At 69.4% G+C, this 17,195-nt stretch carries 12 protein-coding genes; 5 read left to right on the top strand and 7 right to left on the bottom strand.

What is annotated here, in order from left to right:
* Positions 1–72 precede the first annotated feature (72 nt).
* On the bottom strand, positions 73–4,665 hold the full coding sequence (locus OHA03_RS39785; protein WP_267008850.1) for a cation-translocating P-type ATPase: 4,593 nt from the start codon (positions 4,663–4,665) through the stop codon (positions 73–75).
* 98 nt (positions 4,666–4,763) lie between these two features.
* Positions 4,764–5,372 carry a hypothetical protein gene (locus tag OHA03_RS39780; RefSeq protein WP_267008849.1) on the bottom strand — a complete coding sequence of 203 codons (609 nt, stop codon included), beginning with the start codon at positions 5,370–5,372 and terminating at the stop codon, positions 4,764–4,766.
* Between the two features lie 434 nt (positions 5,373–5,806).
* On the opposite strand from OHA03_RS39780, the gene OHA03_RS39775 reads away from it, so the two are divergent.
* Positions 5,807–6,154, top strand: coding sequence for a hypothetical protein (locus OHA03_RS39775; protein WP_267008848.1), 348 nt, complete (start codon positions 5,807–5,809; stop codon positions 6,152–6,154).
* A 1,409-nt stretch (positions 6,155–7,563) separates the two neighbouring features.
* Positions 7,564–9,021 (top strand): SulP family inorganic anion transporter, encoded by a 1,458-nt coding sequence (locus tag OHA03_RS39770; protein ID WP_267009639.1) that lies wholly within the window; start codon positions 7,564–7,566, stop codon positions 9,019–9,021.
* A 179-nt stretch (positions 9,022–9,200) separates the two neighbouring features.
* On the opposite strand, the gene OHA03_RS39765 is transcribed toward OHA03_RS39770, so the two are convergent.
* Positions 9,201–9,497, bottom strand: coding sequence for a hypothetical protein (locus tag OHA03_RS39765; protein ID WP_267008847.1), 297 nt, complete (start codon positions 9,495–9,497; stop codon positions 9,201–9,203).
* 480 nt (positions 9,498–9,977) lie between these two features.
* Here OHA03_RS39765 and OHA03_RS39760 point away from each other — a divergent pair, with 480 nt between their 5' ends.
* Positions 9,978–10,610 (top strand): class I SAM-dependent methyltransferase, encoded by a 633-nt coding sequence (locus OHA03_RS39760; RefSeq protein ID WP_267008846.1) that lies wholly within the window; start codon positions 9,978–9,980, stop codon positions 10,608–10,610.
* 371 nt (positions 10,611–10,981) lie between these two features.
* Positions 10,982–11,401, top strand: coding sequence for a subtilase-type protease inhibitor (locus tag OHA03_RS39755; protein ID WP_323181368.1), 420 nt, complete (start codon positions 10,982–10,984; stop codon positions 11,399–11,401).
* Between the two features lie 240 nt (positions 11,402–11,641).
* Here the strand turns inward: OHA03_RS39755 and OHA03_RS39750 are convergent, their stop codons facing one another.
* The 3 genes from OHA03_RS39750 to OHA03_RS39740 all read right to left on the bottom strand — a co-directional run bounded on the left by OHA03_RS39750 (position 11,642) and on the right by OHA03_RS39740 (position 15,124).
* Entirely contained in the window at positions 11,642–12,259 is a 618-nt protein-coding gene (locus tag OHA03_RS39750; RefSeq protein WP_267008845.1) for a hypothetical protein, read from the bottom strand.
* A gap of 94 nt (positions 12,260–12,353) precedes the next feature.
* Positions 12,354–13,592, bottom strand: a complete 1,239-nt coding sequence (locus OHA03_RS39745; protein WP_267008844.1) for a DUF4032 domain-containing protein — start codon at positions 13,590–13,592, stop codon at positions 12,354–12,356.
* Positions 13,593–13,957: 365 nt separating this feature from the next.
* Entirely contained in the window at positions 13,958–15,124 is a 1,167-nt protein-coding gene (locus tag OHA03_RS39740) for a Cmx/CmrA family chloramphenicol efflux MFS transporter (RefSeq protein ID WP_267008843.1), read from the bottom strand.
* A gap of 504 nt (positions 15,125–15,628) precedes the next feature.
* Between OHA03_RS39740 and OHA03_RS39735 the strand changes: the two genes are divergently transcribed.
* A complete protein-coding gene (locus OHA03_RS39735) occupies positions 15,629–16,189 on the top strand; it encodes an isochorismatase family protein (RefSeq protein WP_267008842.1) in 561 nt (186 codons plus the stop codon).
* A gap of 369 nt (positions 16,190–16,558) precedes the next feature.
* Here the strand turns inward: OHA03_RS39735 and OHA03_RS39730 are convergent, their stop codons facing one another.
* Positions 16,559–17,191: a DedA family protein gene (locus tag OHA03_RS39730; protein ID WP_267008841.1), complete on the bottom strand. Its 633-nt coding sequence runs from the start codon at positions 17,189–17,191 to the stop codon at positions 16,559–16,561.
* Positions 17,192–17,195: the final 4 nt, after the last annotated feature.

The following is a 17,195-nucleotide window of genomic DNA, read 5'->3' as shown; positions in this document are numbered from 1 at the left end:
GGAGCGGCACTGATACGCGGACGGCATGGGGCGGCCGAGGTCTGCGAGCGCAGTGTTTCCGCGCGCAGGGCGTCAGTGGACGAACCGGACCACGGGACGCAGTCGTGAGGTGAGGTCGGCCAGCATCTGTTCGGCCTGTGGCAGTACGCGGGGACCGAGGGAGGCGGTACCGACGGCGACGGCCACTCCGGTCCAGGCCAGTGGGCCCAGCGGCGTGCACCCGAAGAAGTGGCTGACGACGGGTGTCTGGACGAGGGCGATGAGCACGGCGGCGGTGCCGAGGACCGTGGCCAGGACCAGCGGGCTGTGGCGGCGTCCGACGACGGTCTGCGTGAGTTGAGCGCCGACCACACCGCACAGGGCCATCGTGCTGGTGCGTCGTGCCGTGCCGGGGGTGAGGGTGCCGATGAGCCACGCGGTGGCCGCGCCGATACCGGTGATCAGGCCACGATGGCGGATCTGACGTGTCAGCGGTTGCCCGAGGACGGCGATGCCCACGGGCACGGTCTCCACTGCGGTGGGCTCACCGGCGGGTTCCGGGTCGTGGGGGGTGACCGCGACCGCCATCGCCGGGAACATGTCGGTGAGCAGGTTGACCAGCAGCAGCTGACGTGTCGACAGCGGCGACGTGCCGGACAGCAGTGTGCCCAGTACGGAGAAGCCGACCTCGCCGGCGTTTCCGCCGAGCAGGATGCTGATCGCGTCGGCCACGCTGCGCCAAAGGGCTCGGCCTTCGCCGATGGCGTCGATGAGGACCGACAGTTCGTCGTTGGTGATCACGAGGTCTGCGGCGTTGCGTGCGGCTGCCGATCCGCGTGCGGCGATACCGACCCCGACATCGGCGGCGCGGATTGCGGCGGCGTCGTTGGCGCCGTCCCCCACCATGCCCACGACGCAACCCGCCTCCCGGAGTGCCTCGACGACCTGGAGCTTCTGCTCGGGTGCGACGCGGGCCACAACGCCGCAGTCCCGGAGCAGGCGGGCCCGTCCCGCCCGGTCCAGTGAAGCCAACTCGTTGCCGGTGACGACCGTGACATCCGCGGGCCAGCCCAGGGCGATGGCCACGGAGCGGGCGGTCTGCGGGTGGTCGCCGGTGAGCATGACGGGGCGCACGCCGACCTCTCCGAGACCGGCCACGAGCGGGGCGGAGCTGGGACGGGCGGTGTCGGCCAGAGCCACGAACCCGATGAGCTCCAGCAGTTCGAGGGGCTTGTCCAGCGCTTCCCTCGCCTCGTCGTCCGTCGCGAGACGGCGCTGGGCGACGGCCAGGAGCCGCAGGCCCTGGCCGGCGAGGGAGAGTGCCTCTTCGACGGCTGCCGGATCCGTATCCGGGCAGCAGGGCAGCACGACTTCCGGCGCGCCCTTGACGACCAGCAAGTTCGAGCCGTCCGCGTCTCTTCCGGTGGCGGCGGCGTATCCCCGGCTCGCCTCGAAGGGCTGGGCCTGTACGGTGGTCCACCCTGTCTCGGGCGGGGCCGCCACCAGGACCGCCTCGTCGGTGGCATGCGCGTGGGCGCCCGGCTGCTCGGCGACACGGGGGCAGGCCCGGGCGGCAATGCGGAGGATCTGTTTCGTCTCTGGGGTGTTGGCCGGCTGCTCGGCGCCTGTGCCGGTGATCAGGCGGACGACCCGCAACCGGTTCTCGGTGAGGGTCCCGGTCTTGTCGAAGCACATGGTGTCCACGCGTCCGAGTGCCTCCAGGCTGCGTGGTGTGCGTACCAGGACGCCGAGCTTGCTCAGCCGCCGTGCCGCGGCCATCTGCGCCACGGTCGCGACCAGAGGCATGCCCTCGGGCACGGCGGCCACTGCGACTGCCAGTCCACCCTGGAGGGCTGTGCGCACCGGGCGGCCGCGCAGCAGGGACAGGCCGGCCACCGCGGCGCCGCCTGCGAGGGTGAGGGGAAGCACCCGGCGGGTCAGCCGGTGCAGTCGTGCCTGAACCCCCGCCGAGGTGGGGACCCGGGCGGCGAGGGACGCCGCGCGGCCGGCTTCGGTCTGGTCGCCCGTGGCCACCACCACCGCCCGGGCATGGCCGGCCACCACCGTGGTACCTTCGAACACCATGCATCTGCGGTCGGCGACGGGCGCCTGTGGTACGGCGGCCACTTGTTTGCGGGTGGGCAGTGACTCGCCCGTCAGCGAGGACTCGTCCACCTCGAAGCCACTGACCTCCAGCAGCCGCGCGTCGGCCGGCACCACATCGTTGGTGCGCAGCTCGATCACGTCGCCGGGCGCCAGTCGCGCGGCCTCGACGACGGATGCTTCCTCTGCTGACGGGTGAGCGAGTCGCCGGGCGTTTTGCCGCTGCCCGGTCACCAGTGCGGACAGTGCACGCTCCGCGCGCAATCGCTGGACGCCGCCGACCAAGGCGTTCACCGCCACGGCGGCGATGACCAGGAACGCGTCCACCGCGGAGCCCAGCAGTGCCTGCGCGGTGGCACCGACCACCAGGACCGGGGTGAACGGGTCGTCCAGTTCGGCCCACACGGCGCCGGCCAGACGTGCGCTCACCCGTGCAGGCGCGAAGGCCGGGTGCGTGGCAGCGGCGCCCGCGAGGTCACCGGCCCGGGTCCGTACCACCGTCACGGCGGTGGGCGCGGCACGCGATGCCTTCGCCAGCCGAGCCATGACCTGCTCGGGCTGCAGCGCGTGCCAGGGCACTCGCGGCGTGGGGTGGGGGCTCGTACCGGCGGCTACACCGAGTGCGGCGCACCAGCCCATCACCAGGGCCGCGGCAGCGGCGATATTGACGGGACTGAGCCGCACTTCGAGGGGGAAGGGAACCCGCTGCGACCGAGCCCCCTGCGTGAGTACCAGAAGCTCGGAGAGCGTGGCGCCCGCCTCGGCGCAGAACTTGGCACGCCGGCTGACCGCCCGCGCTGCGGGTACGGCTGACAGCAGCCGCCATACACCCTCGAGTCCGCGCAGAGGCAGAAGGTCGGCGCCCCAGACGACAGCGCTGCGCTCGTCGGTGACGGCGACGGCGATGTCACTGCGGAGCAGTCCAGCGAGTACGTCGTGGGCGGCGGCAGTCAGCTCCCGTTCGGCTGCCGCCCGGTCGTGCGGGACGCGCGCCACCGTGAGAACCGTTCGGCCCTCGTTCTGCAGGGCAGCCACCACCTCGGCCAACGGGATCTCGGCAGAGGCGAGTTGGTCGGCCAGGGTCCCGAACTCGCCCAGCGAGCAGTCGTCCACCACCACGACGTGCAGACCGGCTCGGCGCGCTGCGTCCAGCGCGGCTTCGGCCATGGGGTCGACCTCCCAGCCGACCAGAACGGTGCCGACGTCCCTGCCGCGCACCGACGCGACCATCAGTCCCGCGTCCAGCGCCGTCTCATCAGGCACCGGACGAAGACCGATGCACGGTACCTCGGACGGCGTTGTCGCGTCCTCGGGCCCGCTCACGGCCGCGGTGGCTTCCTGCCACAACCGGTGGTGATCCCAGCCGGCCATGCTGGGGTGGACCTCGAGCACGGTGCGCCGAGTGCTGCGCAGTGCTGCGGGATGCAGGACCACGGTGTCCACGAGCTCCAGTTGGCGCAGCCGCTCGGGGTCGCGGACCAGCACGTCCTCGCGTGCCAGGGCACTGCCGAGAGCCGCGGTGAAGGCCGCCGGTCCGTAACGTGCGGCCTTGGGGGAACCGGCCATTACGGTCTCGGCCGCCTCGTCGATGCTGCGGGTGAACAGGAGCTTGGTGGCGGCGCCGCCCAGCATCCCGTTGACCGCAGCAGCGGCATATTCCTCACCCGGGCTCGGACGCAGCGGCGGACGTACGACGTCGGTGTTGGCCACAGTCAGCCGATCCGGCGCGCACAGCGTGTCGTGTACGGCGTCGAACGTCGCGAGCTGAGCCAGGGATTCCACCAACTGGGCACTCCGCAGTGCCGCGTCGAGCAGCAGCGGACTCGGCGACTGCCCGATCCCGCAGACGGCCGCATGGGCCGCGGCCAGCACCAGATCGGATGCGTCCGGGCCCAGTGCACGACTCAGCACCGCGCGTACCCGCGAGTCCTCACGCATCACGACGACCGCGGCCACCATGGCCTCCGGGGCGCGCCTCAGAAAGGCTGCCCGTCCCGCGAGTGCTACGCCGATGCCCGCCACGTCGCACGCCAGAGCGACCGCGTTGGCGCGCACGCTCCCAGCGGCACCCGGGTGCACGTGTTCCAGCATCTGATCGCCGACGTGCACAAGCCCTTGTTCGGCGGCCAGTTCGGACACCGTGTCCGCCACCTGCTCGCTGACCGCGTCCTCGGTCGTCTGCACGACCAGCCGCCCCAGGCCGCCGTCCCAGTAGGCGATCAGCACGTCAGGGTGCTCGGCCAGCTCGACGGCCACTTTTCTGGCAGTGGCCTCGAGTCGTTCCACGGTTCGAACGGTCGCGTCCGGGTGGTGCTGCAGTGCGAGGTGCATCCGTGAACCGGCGCGCCAGTATCCGACCTGAGGAGTGATCGCGTTGCGGGCGGCCCTGCCGACCCGCAGCGCGGTCGCCGACACCGCCGTCGCCCCGTCCACCGCGCCGCGCGCACCGGCATTCACGAGCTCAGCGGCCATCCGCGCCGCACCTGCGGTCGGCGTGGCGATCCGACGGGTGGCCTGGACCGGCACAGCCAAGGCGGTCTGGAGGGCCACGGCGGGCAGCCCGGTCAGCAAGCGGAGCAGCATGTCTCACCTTCGCGGGCTTGCCGCACGGGGCCGGGAGCAGAACGGTCCGTGACAGACGCCGGGCGCGGAACGGTCGTAACAGCGGATGGGAGGCGGCCTCAGGACTTCTTCCGCCCACCGGCCTTGGCGCGCGAGGTGCCCGAGGCGCTCGTGGCGGCGCGCTTGGACGAGCGGGCCTTCGCCGTCCCGGAGGCGGTCGACGCCTTGGCCGGGCGGGTCTTCGCCGTACCCGACGCGGTCGATGCTTTGGCCGGGCGGGTCTTGGCCTTTCCGGAAGTGGCCGATGCCTTTTTGGCCGGGCGGGTCTTCGCCGCTCTCGTGGTGGTCTGCGCCTTGGCCGACCGGGCGGCCTGCTTCACCTGCGAACCTTCCGCCCGGGCCTCGCCGGCGGCCTGGGCCTCCGCGGTTTCCGTCGGACGCGGCTGCGTGAGCCACACCACCGCGGCGCCCGTCACGGCCACCGGCCACTCGACCACACCGGCTACACCGAGCAGCCCGGCACCGGTATATGCCGCGACACGCCGAGCATGCGGCGAGACGATCCCGACGGAGTCCAGAACACCGTCGACGATCCCCTTGACCCGGTCCGCCCCGGGGACCCTGTCCATTGCTGTCATCACCCGCTGCATGGGGTGCGCCAGTGCCACCTGGACGGGATGCTGCACCTTCGTGTCCCCTGAGCCAGACACATGGGATCTGTCAGTCATGGTCGCTCTCTCTCCGTCGGGCAGGTGAGACGGACGGCCCGCGGCCGTGACGTCTCTCACCTTTCAGCAACCTTGACAAGATCACGCAAATACGGCAAGCCTGGACATATCCACTTACCGCCAAGTGAGGTAACAGGCGGTGGACGCCTCAACACCAAGGGCCCGGCCCTTCCCGGCTGCGACAAGCCCGGGAAGACCAGCCGCCCGGTCCCGCCGCCGCGCCGCCACGGATCGCCGACCGACACCCGCGCGTGTCCTGGCCGCGAGGAGTTGAGGACATGAGCGCCCGCCCGGCCCAGAGCCGCCCTGCGCCCGTCGACTGACCCGCGTCACACTGCGCTCCGCCTGATCGACCGAGCTGTTCGGCATGTGCAGTGGCAGCCCAACGTGTTCCGCAGGTGCCAGACCGCCTACCTCCAGTGGAGGCCCATTTCATGCGCATCGAACTGACCTGGCCGCGCTCCGGTGCGGACGACCGGACCCTGACCCTCGCGCTCCCCCACCTTCCCGCCACCAGTCTGCTCCGCCCAGCTCTGCGGTACACGAGCCGGCTGTGCACTCCTGCTGCTCTCCGGCGCGCCGCTGCCTGCGCGGAGCCCCTCATCGGGGCCGCAGCCCAGGCCGCCGGCGCGGACGCACTGACCCGGGCCGCCCTGCCGTACGCCATCCGGATCACCCGGCAAGCACTCCACAGCGGCACACCCGCCGCCATCCCGAGCCAGACAGCGCGAGCCATCCCCTCCGGATCACACTCGCCGACTCCCCCACCGCCTGCGGGCTGAACGACGGACCAGGAATTCAGCCCCCGGCGCAAGGGCGCGATCGTCAACGCACCCTGGCCTCATGTGGAGCCTCCTCGTTCAACTGCAGGTGACGACCTTGGCGAAACCGCCGGACGGACGCGGTCGCCGGTATGCGGGGTGAGCAGTCTCCGTATCGGGAACCCCGCTGCCCGAACCGGGCTGACACCCACGACGGAACGCCGACCGAACGAATGTTCCATGAATGAGTGACGCGGGTGAACCTGTCACTCGCGCGGAGGGGTCGGACTGCCGCAGCCTCCTCGTCGATGTTCCCTGGTATCAGGCATCACGGGAGGACTCAACATGACGCCCATCAGCGGCGGTGCACGACAGCGGACGGTACGCCGCGCCGTGTGTACAGCCCTGCTGATCGCGTTGATGACGTTGATGCACGGAGTGTTCACCCCAGCCCCCGCACCTGTCTCCAAGATCGGCCTCGATCACAGCAGCCGTACGCTTCACGAAAGTCAGACGGTCAGCGCCGCTGTCATCGACTCAGCGTCATCAGAGCTGTCCTGCCCCCCGGCTCCCAGCCGTCACAGCGACGACCACAGGTGGCGGTCCGGAACAACCTCGTTCGGCAAGCCGCGCCACACCCCATCTGCAGCTACTGCGGTGGCGACCGACCCCACGTTCGGCGCAGAGCCCACAGCAACTGGGCGCCGTGCCTGCGCACCGGCGCCTGTGGGCAGAGCCGGCTCGGCTGATTCTCCAACAGGTCTCGTGCTGCGCTGCTGATCGGCTCCGGCCGCACATCTCTCGTACACGTCGTGCTCTGCCGCGAGAGGCACGCGAGGTGCGGCCTGCCGTCGTCAACACCTACGTCACGTGACCTCGCAGGAGAACCCGTCATGCCCGCAGATGTCTTCGCGGCCGTGTGCGCACTGGTGCGCGCCGAAGCGGCTCGCCGGCCCGCCCAGCCCTCCGCGGCGCCGTTGTCGCCGGACAGTTCACATGCACTCGCGGCCTCGGAACGAGAACAGAGTTCCTGTGCCCCGAGCCCGACCACTCCACAGCCGAATCCCGCGTCCGCTCCGCCTCGGAACGGCCTGCTGTCCGACCTGCAGCGTCGGCTCCTGGCATTGCTCCACTGACGCCAGGTCGGTCAACCCGAGCGCAACCCTGTGGACCCGATCGTCATCCGTACTTCGCATGACCGTGCAGGAGAGACAAGCTGACATGCAGTCATTCAACAACCGTGCCCGCAGCTGCCACCGGAGTGCCGCCGCCCCAAGCCCCATCCCTCACAGATGCGAGGCGATCCACGTCGGCTCCGAGCTCGCCCACCGGCGGGCCACTGGCACCATCCGCGCCCTGTGAAGGGCACCATCCACGACCCCAGCGGCCGACGCCGGCGGGGGAAGGCCCTCTGGCGCGGCAAAGAGGGTGTGTGCGGGGCAAGGGGTAGAGACGACTTCGCCGCATCTCTGGTGGTGTTCCTGGTCGCGCTCCCGCTGTGCGTGGGGGTGGCTGTCGCCTCCGGTGTTCCGGCCGAGCTGGGTCTGGTCACGGGAATCGTGGGAGGGCTGGTGACCGGATTGCTGCCGGGGAGCAGTCTCCAGGTCAGCGGCCCGGCGGCCGGCCTGACGGTGCTGGTCTACGAAGCCGTGACGGCTCACGGCCTCGCCGGCCTCGGTGTTCTCGTCCTCGCCGCCGGCCTGCTTCAGCTCCTCATGGGCGTACTCAGACTGGGCCGCTGGTTCCGGGCCATCTCTGTGGCCGTCGTCCAAGGCATGCTCGCCGGCATCGGACTCCTGCTTATCGCCGGCCAGTTGTACGTCATGGCCGATCGCGAGGCGCCTGATACCGGACCTTCCAAGATCGTCGGTATGCCAGGCCTGCTGGCCGATGTGTTCGGTTCCGCCCAGTCGATGGTGGCTCTCGGGCTGGGCCTCGGGACGATCGCTGTCCTGGTCGGGTGGAAGCACCTCCCTCCATCGATGCGGCTCGTGCCCGCTCCGCTGGTCGCTGTCGCTGTCGCCTCCGGTATCGCCGCGATCTGCGACACGCCTGTCGCGAAGGTCGAGGTACAGGGGCTGCTGGACGCCGTTCAGCCACCGAGCGCGGACGCATTCGGGCTGTTGACTCAGCTCGGCGTCCTCGGAACGGTGCTCGCGTTCGCCCTGATCGCATCGGCTGAAAGCCTGTTCAGCGCGGCGGCGGTGGACCGCCTCCACGCGGGACCACGCACGGATTACGACAAGGAACTCATTGCCCAGGGCGCCGGCAACGCGGTATGCGGCGCGCTCGGCTCGCTGCCCCTGACCGCGGTCATTGTCCGCAGCGCGGCCAATGTCCAGGCGGGCGCACGGAGCAAGGCGTCCAGAGTGCTGCACGGGGGATGGCTGTTGTTGTTCGCCGCGCTGCTGCCGTCGGCACTCGGTGTGATTCCGCTGTCCTGCCTCGCGGGCATCCTCGTCTACTCCGGCGCGAAGCTCGTCCCTGTCAAGGAGCTGATTGTGCTGTGGCGTGCGCACCGGGGTGAGGCAGTGATCGTGGTCGCCACGGCTGGGATGATCGTCGTGGCGAACATGTTCGAAGGCGTGCTGATCGGTGTTGCGCTCTCCGTGGCGAAGTCGGCGTGGGACACCTCTCACCTTCAGGTCGATGTCGCCGACGGAGGAGTCGGCGTGATCCGCGCGCGGCTGACGGGCAATGCGACGTTCCTCCGACTGCCGGCGATACTCGACGCCCTGGAGGCGCTGCCGAAGGACCGCCCGATCGAGCTCGACCTGTCGGGCCTGCGGCATCTGGACCATGCGTGCCTCACTGCCCTGACCACCTGGGCGGACAGACACAACACCCCGGGCACCGCCCCGGTCAGATTGGTCCCCGCGGAACCCTGACCCACACGACGGATGACGGCGGCTCGGGCCGTGCGCCGGTGCAGGCCTCTACTGGTCGGCGCCGCAGCCGGCCCCTGCCCCACCGTACGGACGTCGGGGCGCCGCCACCGGACGGTACGCACGCAAGCGACGGGTGTCCCCCGAGACGTCAGGGGGACACCCGTCTTGCACACAACGTGTCAGTGGTCGTCCCAGTGCCCGTCATGACCGACGTGCCGGTGACCGTCGTGCACGTAGTCCACGTGGTCCCCGTGCGGCACCGCGACATGCCCGCACCCGTCGCCATGCTGGTGCGCGTGGTCGCCGTGAGCGGTGTGCGCGCCCGGTTCACACTCGTCCACATGACCGTCGTGAACACGATGGAGGTGACCGTCGTGCACGTAGTCCACGTGGTCCTCGTGCGGGATGGCCACGTGGCCGCAGCCCTTGCCGTGCTGATGCATGTGGTCGGGATGGGAGGCATGTGCTGTGGTCATGACGTTCTCCGGTCGTTCCTCGGAAGCCGCCTGCGCGCATTCGGCTTGCGCCACTGGCTCGAACTCTCCCTCCAACGAGCACCGGTGCAGCTTGTCACCGTGGCGCGTCCGGTCGGGTGCGAAACGCGTCCGATGGGGTGACCGGGGCCTCGCAGAGCACGTCAGGGCTTCACCGGCACCCGTCTTCGTCGGCTCCGCAACGAGGCTTCCGGCCTTCGGGCCCGGCATGGCTTCCCCCTTTGTCAGCAATGATCCGAGGGGTGGTGTCACCGGGCCGGAAGGCACTGCCCCGCGATGGACGCGTTCATCACCGGGGGCGGGCCTGTGAGGGCTCGTGAGGTCGATGATCACGACCCCGATGCGGCCAGTCTCGTCGAGGCACGCAACGCCCAGGAAGGCTTCCGCAGGAAGACGTTGAAGGCCACTGTGAACAATGCAACGATTCCGCAGAGCCGGTCGGCACGGAAGGATTCAGTCGCGATGCATGATCGTAAGCGTCTCCCGGCCTCAGCGGCTTTCGACGCGCTGGGAGCCGAGTACGAGCGGGCTTTTGCCGAGTCGGCAGCCCACCATGCTTCGCTGCAGCGCCTGTTGGAACTGCTCGCGCCGCACAGCCGGGTATTGGACGTCGGCAGCGGGACAGGACGGCCGACCGCGCACATCCTGGCCGAGGCCGGCCACGAGGTGCTGGGTGTCGATGTCTCGCCCGTCATGGTGGAACTCGCGCGACGACAGGTGCCCGACGCCTCGTTCGAGTGTGCCGACATCCGCCATGTCACTCTGGAGAACGGCAGTTTCGACGCGGCGTGTGTCTACTTCTCCCTCTTGCAGATGTCACGCAACGACCAGTCCGAGCTCGTCCGGCGGCTCGGGCAGGTGGTGACCCGCGGCGGCCTACTGATGATTGCGACCGTACCGCTGGACGTGGAGGGCGTCGACGTCGAGTTCATGGGCCAGGACGTACGGGTGACCAGCTTCGCTGCTGCAGCGTTCACCGAGTTGGTGATCGAAGCGGGATTCTCACTCCTGTGGGAGGAGAACACCCTGTTCACCCCGTCGTACCCCGGCGGCGTGCCCGAGCCTCAACTGTTCCTGCTCGGCCGACGGACCTGACAGCCCGTCCCAGCGGCGACTCGCCGCCACACCCCCTCTCGCACCCCTGTGCGGAGCTCCGCGGAGCTGTCTCATGCGCTGCTTTCCGGCCGAAGCGTGAACTTTCGCGTAAGAACCACCTCAGAAAAGCAGCAGGTCAGACGGTAGTTCGCAGTTGTACCACAGGATTTCGTCCACATGCTGGACACCTCGCACGGATCCCGCGCACCGCTTCCGAGCTGGCCGAACGACCATTCGGTTGATGCGCCGCCGGCGAGCCGGGCCGGAAAGAGCTGATCGATGTGCACTCACTGTCTGCATGCACGAGACTCCCGAACGCAATCGCACCCCCAAGCGAAGGAGATTCACAAGTGCGCTACAACATTGGCAAATTGAGCATAATCGCTACGGCATCTGCACTGATCATGACGGGCATGGGCGCCGTGGGTGTCGCGCAGGCCCAGCCCGTGCAGTCGACCAGCCTCTACGCCCCGTCAGCCCTCGTGCTGTCGGTCGGCAAGAGCAACGGCGCCGCTGTCACCGTCCAGCGGGCCGTCACCCTCAGCTGCGCCCCTCGCCCCAGCGGCACTCACCCCTCGCCCACTGCGGCGTGTGCGGATCTGCTCGCGGTCGACGGGGAGTTCACCCAGCTGACCACGCCGCCTCAGCGAAGCTGCACGCGTGAGTGGGATCCCGTCGTCATCAACGCGAACGGTGTGTGGCAGGGCCGGAGCGTCTCCTGGTCGGCCACCTTCAGCAACGCCTGCGAGATGCAGGCGAGCCTGACCGAGGGATCGGTCTTCGGCTTCTGATCGACCCTCGGCGCATGCAATCGCACCCGATGCCCCGGCCCGACGGAGGTGTGCCGACCGGCGCACGTGATCGGGGCGAGCGCATCCGTAGTTGAGCGACGCGGGGCCCCCGCCGGCGGGAAGCGTCCCTGTCCATTCCGTCGTGACGACGAGTGCGTCGTCACGACGGCAACTGCGGTCGGGGCATGTGCCGGCAGTCGCCGAACCTCACCCGCGAGCCGCCCCACGGGCGAAGACCGATCACGGCGGTGCCGCTGCCAGCTCCACCGTCGTCGTGACGCGTACGAGAGCCGGGCGGCGGGGCGCGGAACCGAACCCGAATTCCACGGGTGGATCGAGCGGTGCCAGCGCCCCGAGTCCAGCTCCGCCGAGCACGGCGTCCGCAGCGAGAATGGGCCACAGGTCGTGGGCTCCGTACCACTCCCGACGCCCCCGGGCGGCAGTGCCCAGGGTGCGCACGCCAGGCATCAGCCGCGCGGGGATGTTGCACAGTGCCGCCCAGCGCCGGCTCCTGACCAGCGGGGTGGGCACGGCGCGCAGCAGCCACCCCAGCGGGGTCCGGGAGCCGGTACTCAAGTGCAGACTCAGCGGGCCGGCCTGAATGCTCCACTCGGATCCGCCCCGCCGGACCGTGACGGGAACGACCTCGACGCACTCGAAGCGGTAGGTGGTGGCGACGAAGTCAGCGACGGCAGCGGACGGTGCCAGCAGCAACCGCTCGCCGTTTGGGTGCTGGATCATCACATCACTGAACGACCCGAAGGGTGAACGGGTCCAGTGCCCCACCACCAGCCGAGTTCCGGAGGTCGTCCCCACGCCGGCGATCCAGCCGTCGAATCGCAACCGCTCACCTTTCACACCGCACAGCTTCTCCCACCATCGAGGGAATGCGGCCGATGTCGGCGGCGAGGGCGAAACGTGTACCTTCCCCCGGTCTACCGGGTCGCGCGGATCACGGGGAATCGCTCGCCGACGGCACTTCCGTCCCGGGACGACGAAGAACGCTGGTGATGTAGTCCGCCACGGCCGCCTCCAGTCCGATGTCCTGCTGTGCGCGCTCGGACATGTACCACCGGTGTTCCAAGAGCTCGTGGTAGAGCTCGGCCGGGTCCGTGGTACTCCGGAGTTCCTGCGGAACGGCACGTACCGTGGGCCTGAACACCTCGCGGACCCAGCGGTGGGCAAGCACCTCCGCCCGGGCGCCGAGCGGGTCGCCGGGCGCGTAGTCCTCCTGTGTCGCCATCCAGCTCTCAAGGTCGTTGAGGAGTCGTCGGGCCTGGTTCTCCTCGGCGTCGAGCCCGGTGAGGCGCAGCAGCTGGCGTTGGTGATGGCCTGCGTCGACAACCTTGGGGACGAACGTGATCGTGTCGCCGTTCGGGGAGTTGGCGATCTGCATCTCGGCGACGTCGAAGCCGAGGTCGTTGAGCCTGCGCACGCGACGTTCGATGTAGTGGTACTTGCCGGCCGGATAGACCGAGGTACGAGTCAGCTCACTCCACAGCTCCTCGTAACGCTGGCAGATCTCAGCGCCGAAAGCGATCGGATCCACCGAGGGGTGGAGAGCACCTGAGGCCTCCAGGTCCAGCATCTCCCCGCTGATGTTCACCCGGGCCAGATCGATGTCGTATTCACGCTGTCCTGTGCTGAGTTGGTTGTGCACCTCGCCGGTCTCCGCATCTACAAGGTAGGCGGCATAGGCGCCGGCGTCCCGGCGGAAGAGTGTGTTGGACAGGGAGCAGTCGCCCCAGGCGAAACCCGCCAGGTGCAGCCGGACCAGCAGTGCGGCGAGTGCGTCCATGAGCCGGTGCACCGTGGTCGGGCGCATCGTCGTCTCGAACATCGAGCGGTAGGGCAGGGACCCGTTGAGATGACGAGTGATGAGCACCGGCTCCAGCGGTCCCCCGTCGGTGCCGGTGCGCCCGGTAACCACCGCGAGTGGGTCCACCGCGGGTATCCCGAGCCGGGCCAGGGTGCGCAACAGCTCGTACTCGCGTACCGCCGGCCGTTCGGCGAGCTCCTTGACGGCCACCACGTCGGACCCCGCTCGTGCATAGCGCACGACGTGGCGGGAGATGCCGCGCGGCAGCGTCACCAGGTGCTTCTCCGGCCACTCCTCGAGCGGCAGGTGCCAGGGCAGCTCGAGAAGCAACGCGGGGTGTTCGGGATTGGTGGCGCTGAACTGCAAAGCCATCGGTCGCCTCGCTCGTACTTTCGGTGACGGGACCACCAGTGTGACGTAGCGAGTCGCGCACCCCGTGGCCCCGGGGAGGGAAGCCCGTGCTTCCTGGCCGGCAGGTCCCTGCCGGGCGAGCGGCGGAGGCGCCGCCCGCGCCGGCACCGGTCGCCCCGGCCCTCATGGGTACCCTGGAGCCGTTGCGTCCGGGGCGATCGTGCGCACCGGCCAGCGGCTGCGCACACGCAGCTCGATGATGCAGTGGATCAGGTGCTGCTGTCGGGAGACGCCGTCCTCGGCAACGATATGCACGGTGGGGCGCTGCCGGCAGCGAGTCACCGACCTGAGCCGGACTTCGGGCGTCACCGGGGCGTTGCGGTGGGTCACCGGGCTTCCCTCGCGTCTGCGTGCACGGCTCGCCTTCGGGAGGCGAAGATGACGACGGCCGCCGTCGCGGCCAGTACGGCGCTGACCCACGCGACGTCTCGGTAGTCGTGCGTTGCTGCGGTCGCGATGCCGGCGAGCAGTGGTCCGAGGAACGCACCGGCGTTCAGTGCGACCGTGGCGAACGACCCGCTCAGTGACGGGGCGCGGGACGCGACGAACATGACGCGGTTGACGAGCGTCGATCCGATGCCGAACGACAGCCCGCCCTGGATGATCGTCACGATGAACAACGGGGCTGACCGGGTGCTGGTCGCGGCCAGCACCGCCCATCCGGCAGGCAGGGCGCACAGGGCGAGGATCAGTCCGCGCCGAAGCTGTCCATCGCCGATACGATCGGCTGTGATGACCCCGACGAACGCGCCCGTACCGAACGCCGCGAGCAGCCCGGGAGTCGCGCCGTCAGGCAGGTGAGCGACGTCTGTTGCGATGACGGCGAGGTAGGCGAATGTCGCGAAGGTTGCCCCGTTGACCAGAGCTGCGAGAGTCAGTGCCAGCTGCACGGGTCGCGACGTCAGTTCCCGCGCTTCCTGCCTGATCGAGACGTCGTGGTGACGGGCCGCGGAGCCGGGTGCCGACCGGAACACGAGCGCCAGTGCGGGTAGGCACAGGGCGGCGACCGCCCAGAACGCTGATCGCCAGCCGGACCGATCGCCGAGCATCGCGCCCGCGGGCACACCGGCAACGCACGACAGCGTCACCCCGGACAGCAGGATTGCGGTAGCTCTGGCTTGCTTCGCCGGAGCTGCCAGGGTGGTCGCGACGGACATCGCGACCGCGAGGAAACCGGCATTGACGATGGCGGCGACGATGCGTGTTCCGAACAGCACTGGGAAGCTCGTCGTGATCGCGCCGATCACGTGCACAACGATGAACGCAGCCAGGAAGCCCGCCAGCGCTCGACGCCGTGGCCATCGGGCGCTCAGTGCTGCCATGGCCGGCGCACCCACGATCATCCCGATGGCGTACGCGGAGGTCAGGCTCGCGGCGGCCGCCACCGACACGGACATGTCGTGGGCGATGCCCGGTACGAGCCCGGCCAACATGAATTCGGAGGTTCCTTGCGCGAAAACGGCAAGGCTGAGGACGTAGACGAACAGTGGCAAGAGGTCGACTCCAGCGTTGAGCTACGCGGGCAGAGGCATCCGCGCGCCGGGCATCGACCTACGTCAACCGCGAACTGAGGGCGAGAGTCGAAACTGGACCAGACACACGGAACGAATGTCCGGTCGCTGGAAGCGAGATCGACCGAGAACCGATCGGTTACCGGTCAGAGAACAACTCGCCGCCGAGCGACCGGCGGCTCCGTTCTGTCTGACTCAGGGCTCATCACCCGGGGCACAGTACCCACGGCCCCTTTGACCTTCAACCGGATTACGACACGTGGGCTGGTTGAGCTGCACGGCGGTTCGTTCAACGGCTTGTCGGAATGACCCGCGTGAGTCGGTTCCGGTGCACGTGCGGGGACTGATCGCTCCGCGGAGCGGAAGAACGGTCGGACGCCGGCCGAAGGACGGGTGGGTCTGGGTACGAGGTTCGTTCCGGCCCACTGTCAGTGGGTGGGTCTACCGTGCGTGGACAGAGGAACCCAGCGTGAGTAAGGGGAGACCATGACCACACTCGAGAATCGGCCGAACACCGCACTCGTCGTCGTCGACGTGCAGAACGGCGTCGTCGAGGGGGCTCACGAGCGCGACGCGGTCGTCGCGAACGTCGGCCACCTCATTGAGAAGGCACGGCGGGAAGGGACACCCGTTGTCTGGGTCCAGCACTCCGACGAGCAGCTTGTGAGGGGGAGCGACGACTGGCGGATCGTCCCCGAGCTGACTCCGGGCGACGCCGAGCCGCTCGTCGAGAAGAACTACGGCGACTCCTTCGAGGACACCACCCTCGAGACCGTCCTGTCGCGCCTCGGGGCCGGGCGCCTCGTCGTCGTCGGTGCGCAGACCGACGCGTGCATTCGCTCGACGCTCCACGGCGCATTCGTCAGGGGGTACGACGTCACCCTGGTCAGCGACGCCCACACGACGGAGAACCAGACGGCATGGGGAGCACCGCCGCCGGACCAGGTCATCGCGCACACGAACCTGTACTGGACCTACCAGGCGGCGCCGGGGCGGACTGCCGGGACGGTCGAGACCAAGAATGTCGAACTCGGCGGCACGTCCTGACACGTGTGCACCAAAGGCCGGGACGCCTCGGTCGGCTGCCACTCCCACGGGTACTGGCCCGAGAACTTGGCGAACGGCCCCATCAGCGCACGAAGTTGTAGACCCGGATCGCCGGCAGGACGGCATCCGCGGTCGGTCGGCTCGGCCGTCGGACCGACGGCTGGTCGGCGCTCCGGTCGGCCGGCCTCGTGCTGAGGCGTCGATGTTGTCCGACTGAGCGCGCTGCTGCGGGCGTGGCGGGCCGGGTCATAGGCCCACGATGACCAGGGCGGTGTCGTCGGTGGCACCGCCGGGCGGAAGGAGGTCGGCGAGCAGGGCGTCGGCGAGGTTTTCGAGGTCGACTGCATGGTGACGCAACGGATCGGGGCGTCAGTCGTTCCGGTCCTGCGGGCCCGGCCCAACTGCCTGGCGGCGACGCCGCACGTGCCACGCGATGAGTCCGCCCACCACAAGAACCGCGACAGCAAGTGCGACGACGCGCCCGGCGACCGCCTCGACTCGCTGGTAGGCGGAGCCTGCGAAGTAGCCGAGCAGGGTGAAGCCGACTCCCCAGACCAGGCCGCCGAGGGAGTTGAAGAGCAGGAAGCGGCGGTAGTGGATGCGGGAGATGCCGGCGAGCGCGGGCATCATGGCGCGGAAGAAGGCGATGAAGCGGCCCAGGAAGACTGCTTCTGGGCCCCGGCGACGAATGAAGTCCTGTGCCTTCTCGATGCGTTGCTCGTGGTGGCGCAGCGCTCGTGTCGTCAAGATCCTTGGGTCGAAGTGGTGGCCGATCATGTAGCCCACGGTGTCTCCGGCGACGGCGGCAAGTACGACCGTCAGCGCGAGCCAATAGACCGAGATCTGTCCCGGGTTGGCGAGTACGCCACCCAGGACGACGGCTGTCTCACCGGGCAGGACGAAGCCGAAGAACAGCGCGTCTTCCGCGAACACGAGGGCGCCGACGACCGCGTAGACCAGTGGGCCGGACAGGCCGCCGAGCCAGTTGGTGATCGCGTTCATGTGC

This window comes from Streptomyces sp. NBC_00154 (assembly GCF_026342835.1).
Taxonomy (GTDB): Bacteria; Actinomycetota; Actinomycetes; order Streptomycetales; family Streptomycetaceae; genus Streptomyces.
This window is presented reverse-complemented; position numbering and strand designations above follow the sequence as displayed.

Coding starts and splice junctions, on each gene's coding strand:
- OHA03_RS39785 (WP_267008850.1), bottom strand. CDS start 4,665: ATGCTGCTCCGCTTGCTGACCGGGCTGCCCGCCGTGGCCCTCCAGACC.
- OHA03_RS39780 (WP_267008849.1), bottom strand. CDS start 5,372: ATGACTGACAGATCCCATGTGTCTGGCTCAGGGGACACGAAGGTGCAG.
- OHA03_RS39775 (WP_267008848.1), top strand. CDS start 5,807: ATGCGCATCGAACTGACCTGGCCGCGCTCCGGTGCGGACGACCGGACC.
- OHA03_RS39765 (WP_267008847.1), bottom strand. CDS start 9,497: ATGACCACAGCACATGCCTCCCATCCCGACCACATGCATCAGCACGGC.
- OHA03_RS39760 (WP_267008846.1), top strand. CDS start 9,978: ATGCATGATCGTAAGCGTCTCCCGGCCTCAGCGGCTTTCGACGCGCTG.
- OHA03_RS39745 (WP_267008844.1), bottom strand. CDS start 13,592: ATGGCTTTGCAGTTCAGCGCCACCAATCCCGAACACCCCGCGTTGCTT.
- OHA03_RS39735 (WP_267008842.1), top strand. CDS start 15,629: ATGACCACACTCGAGAATCGGCCGAACACCGCACTCGTCGTCGTCGAC.
- OHA03_RS39730 (WP_267008841.1), bottom strand. CDS start 17,191: ATGAACGCGATCACCAACTGGCTCGGCGGCCTGTCCGGCCCACTGGTC.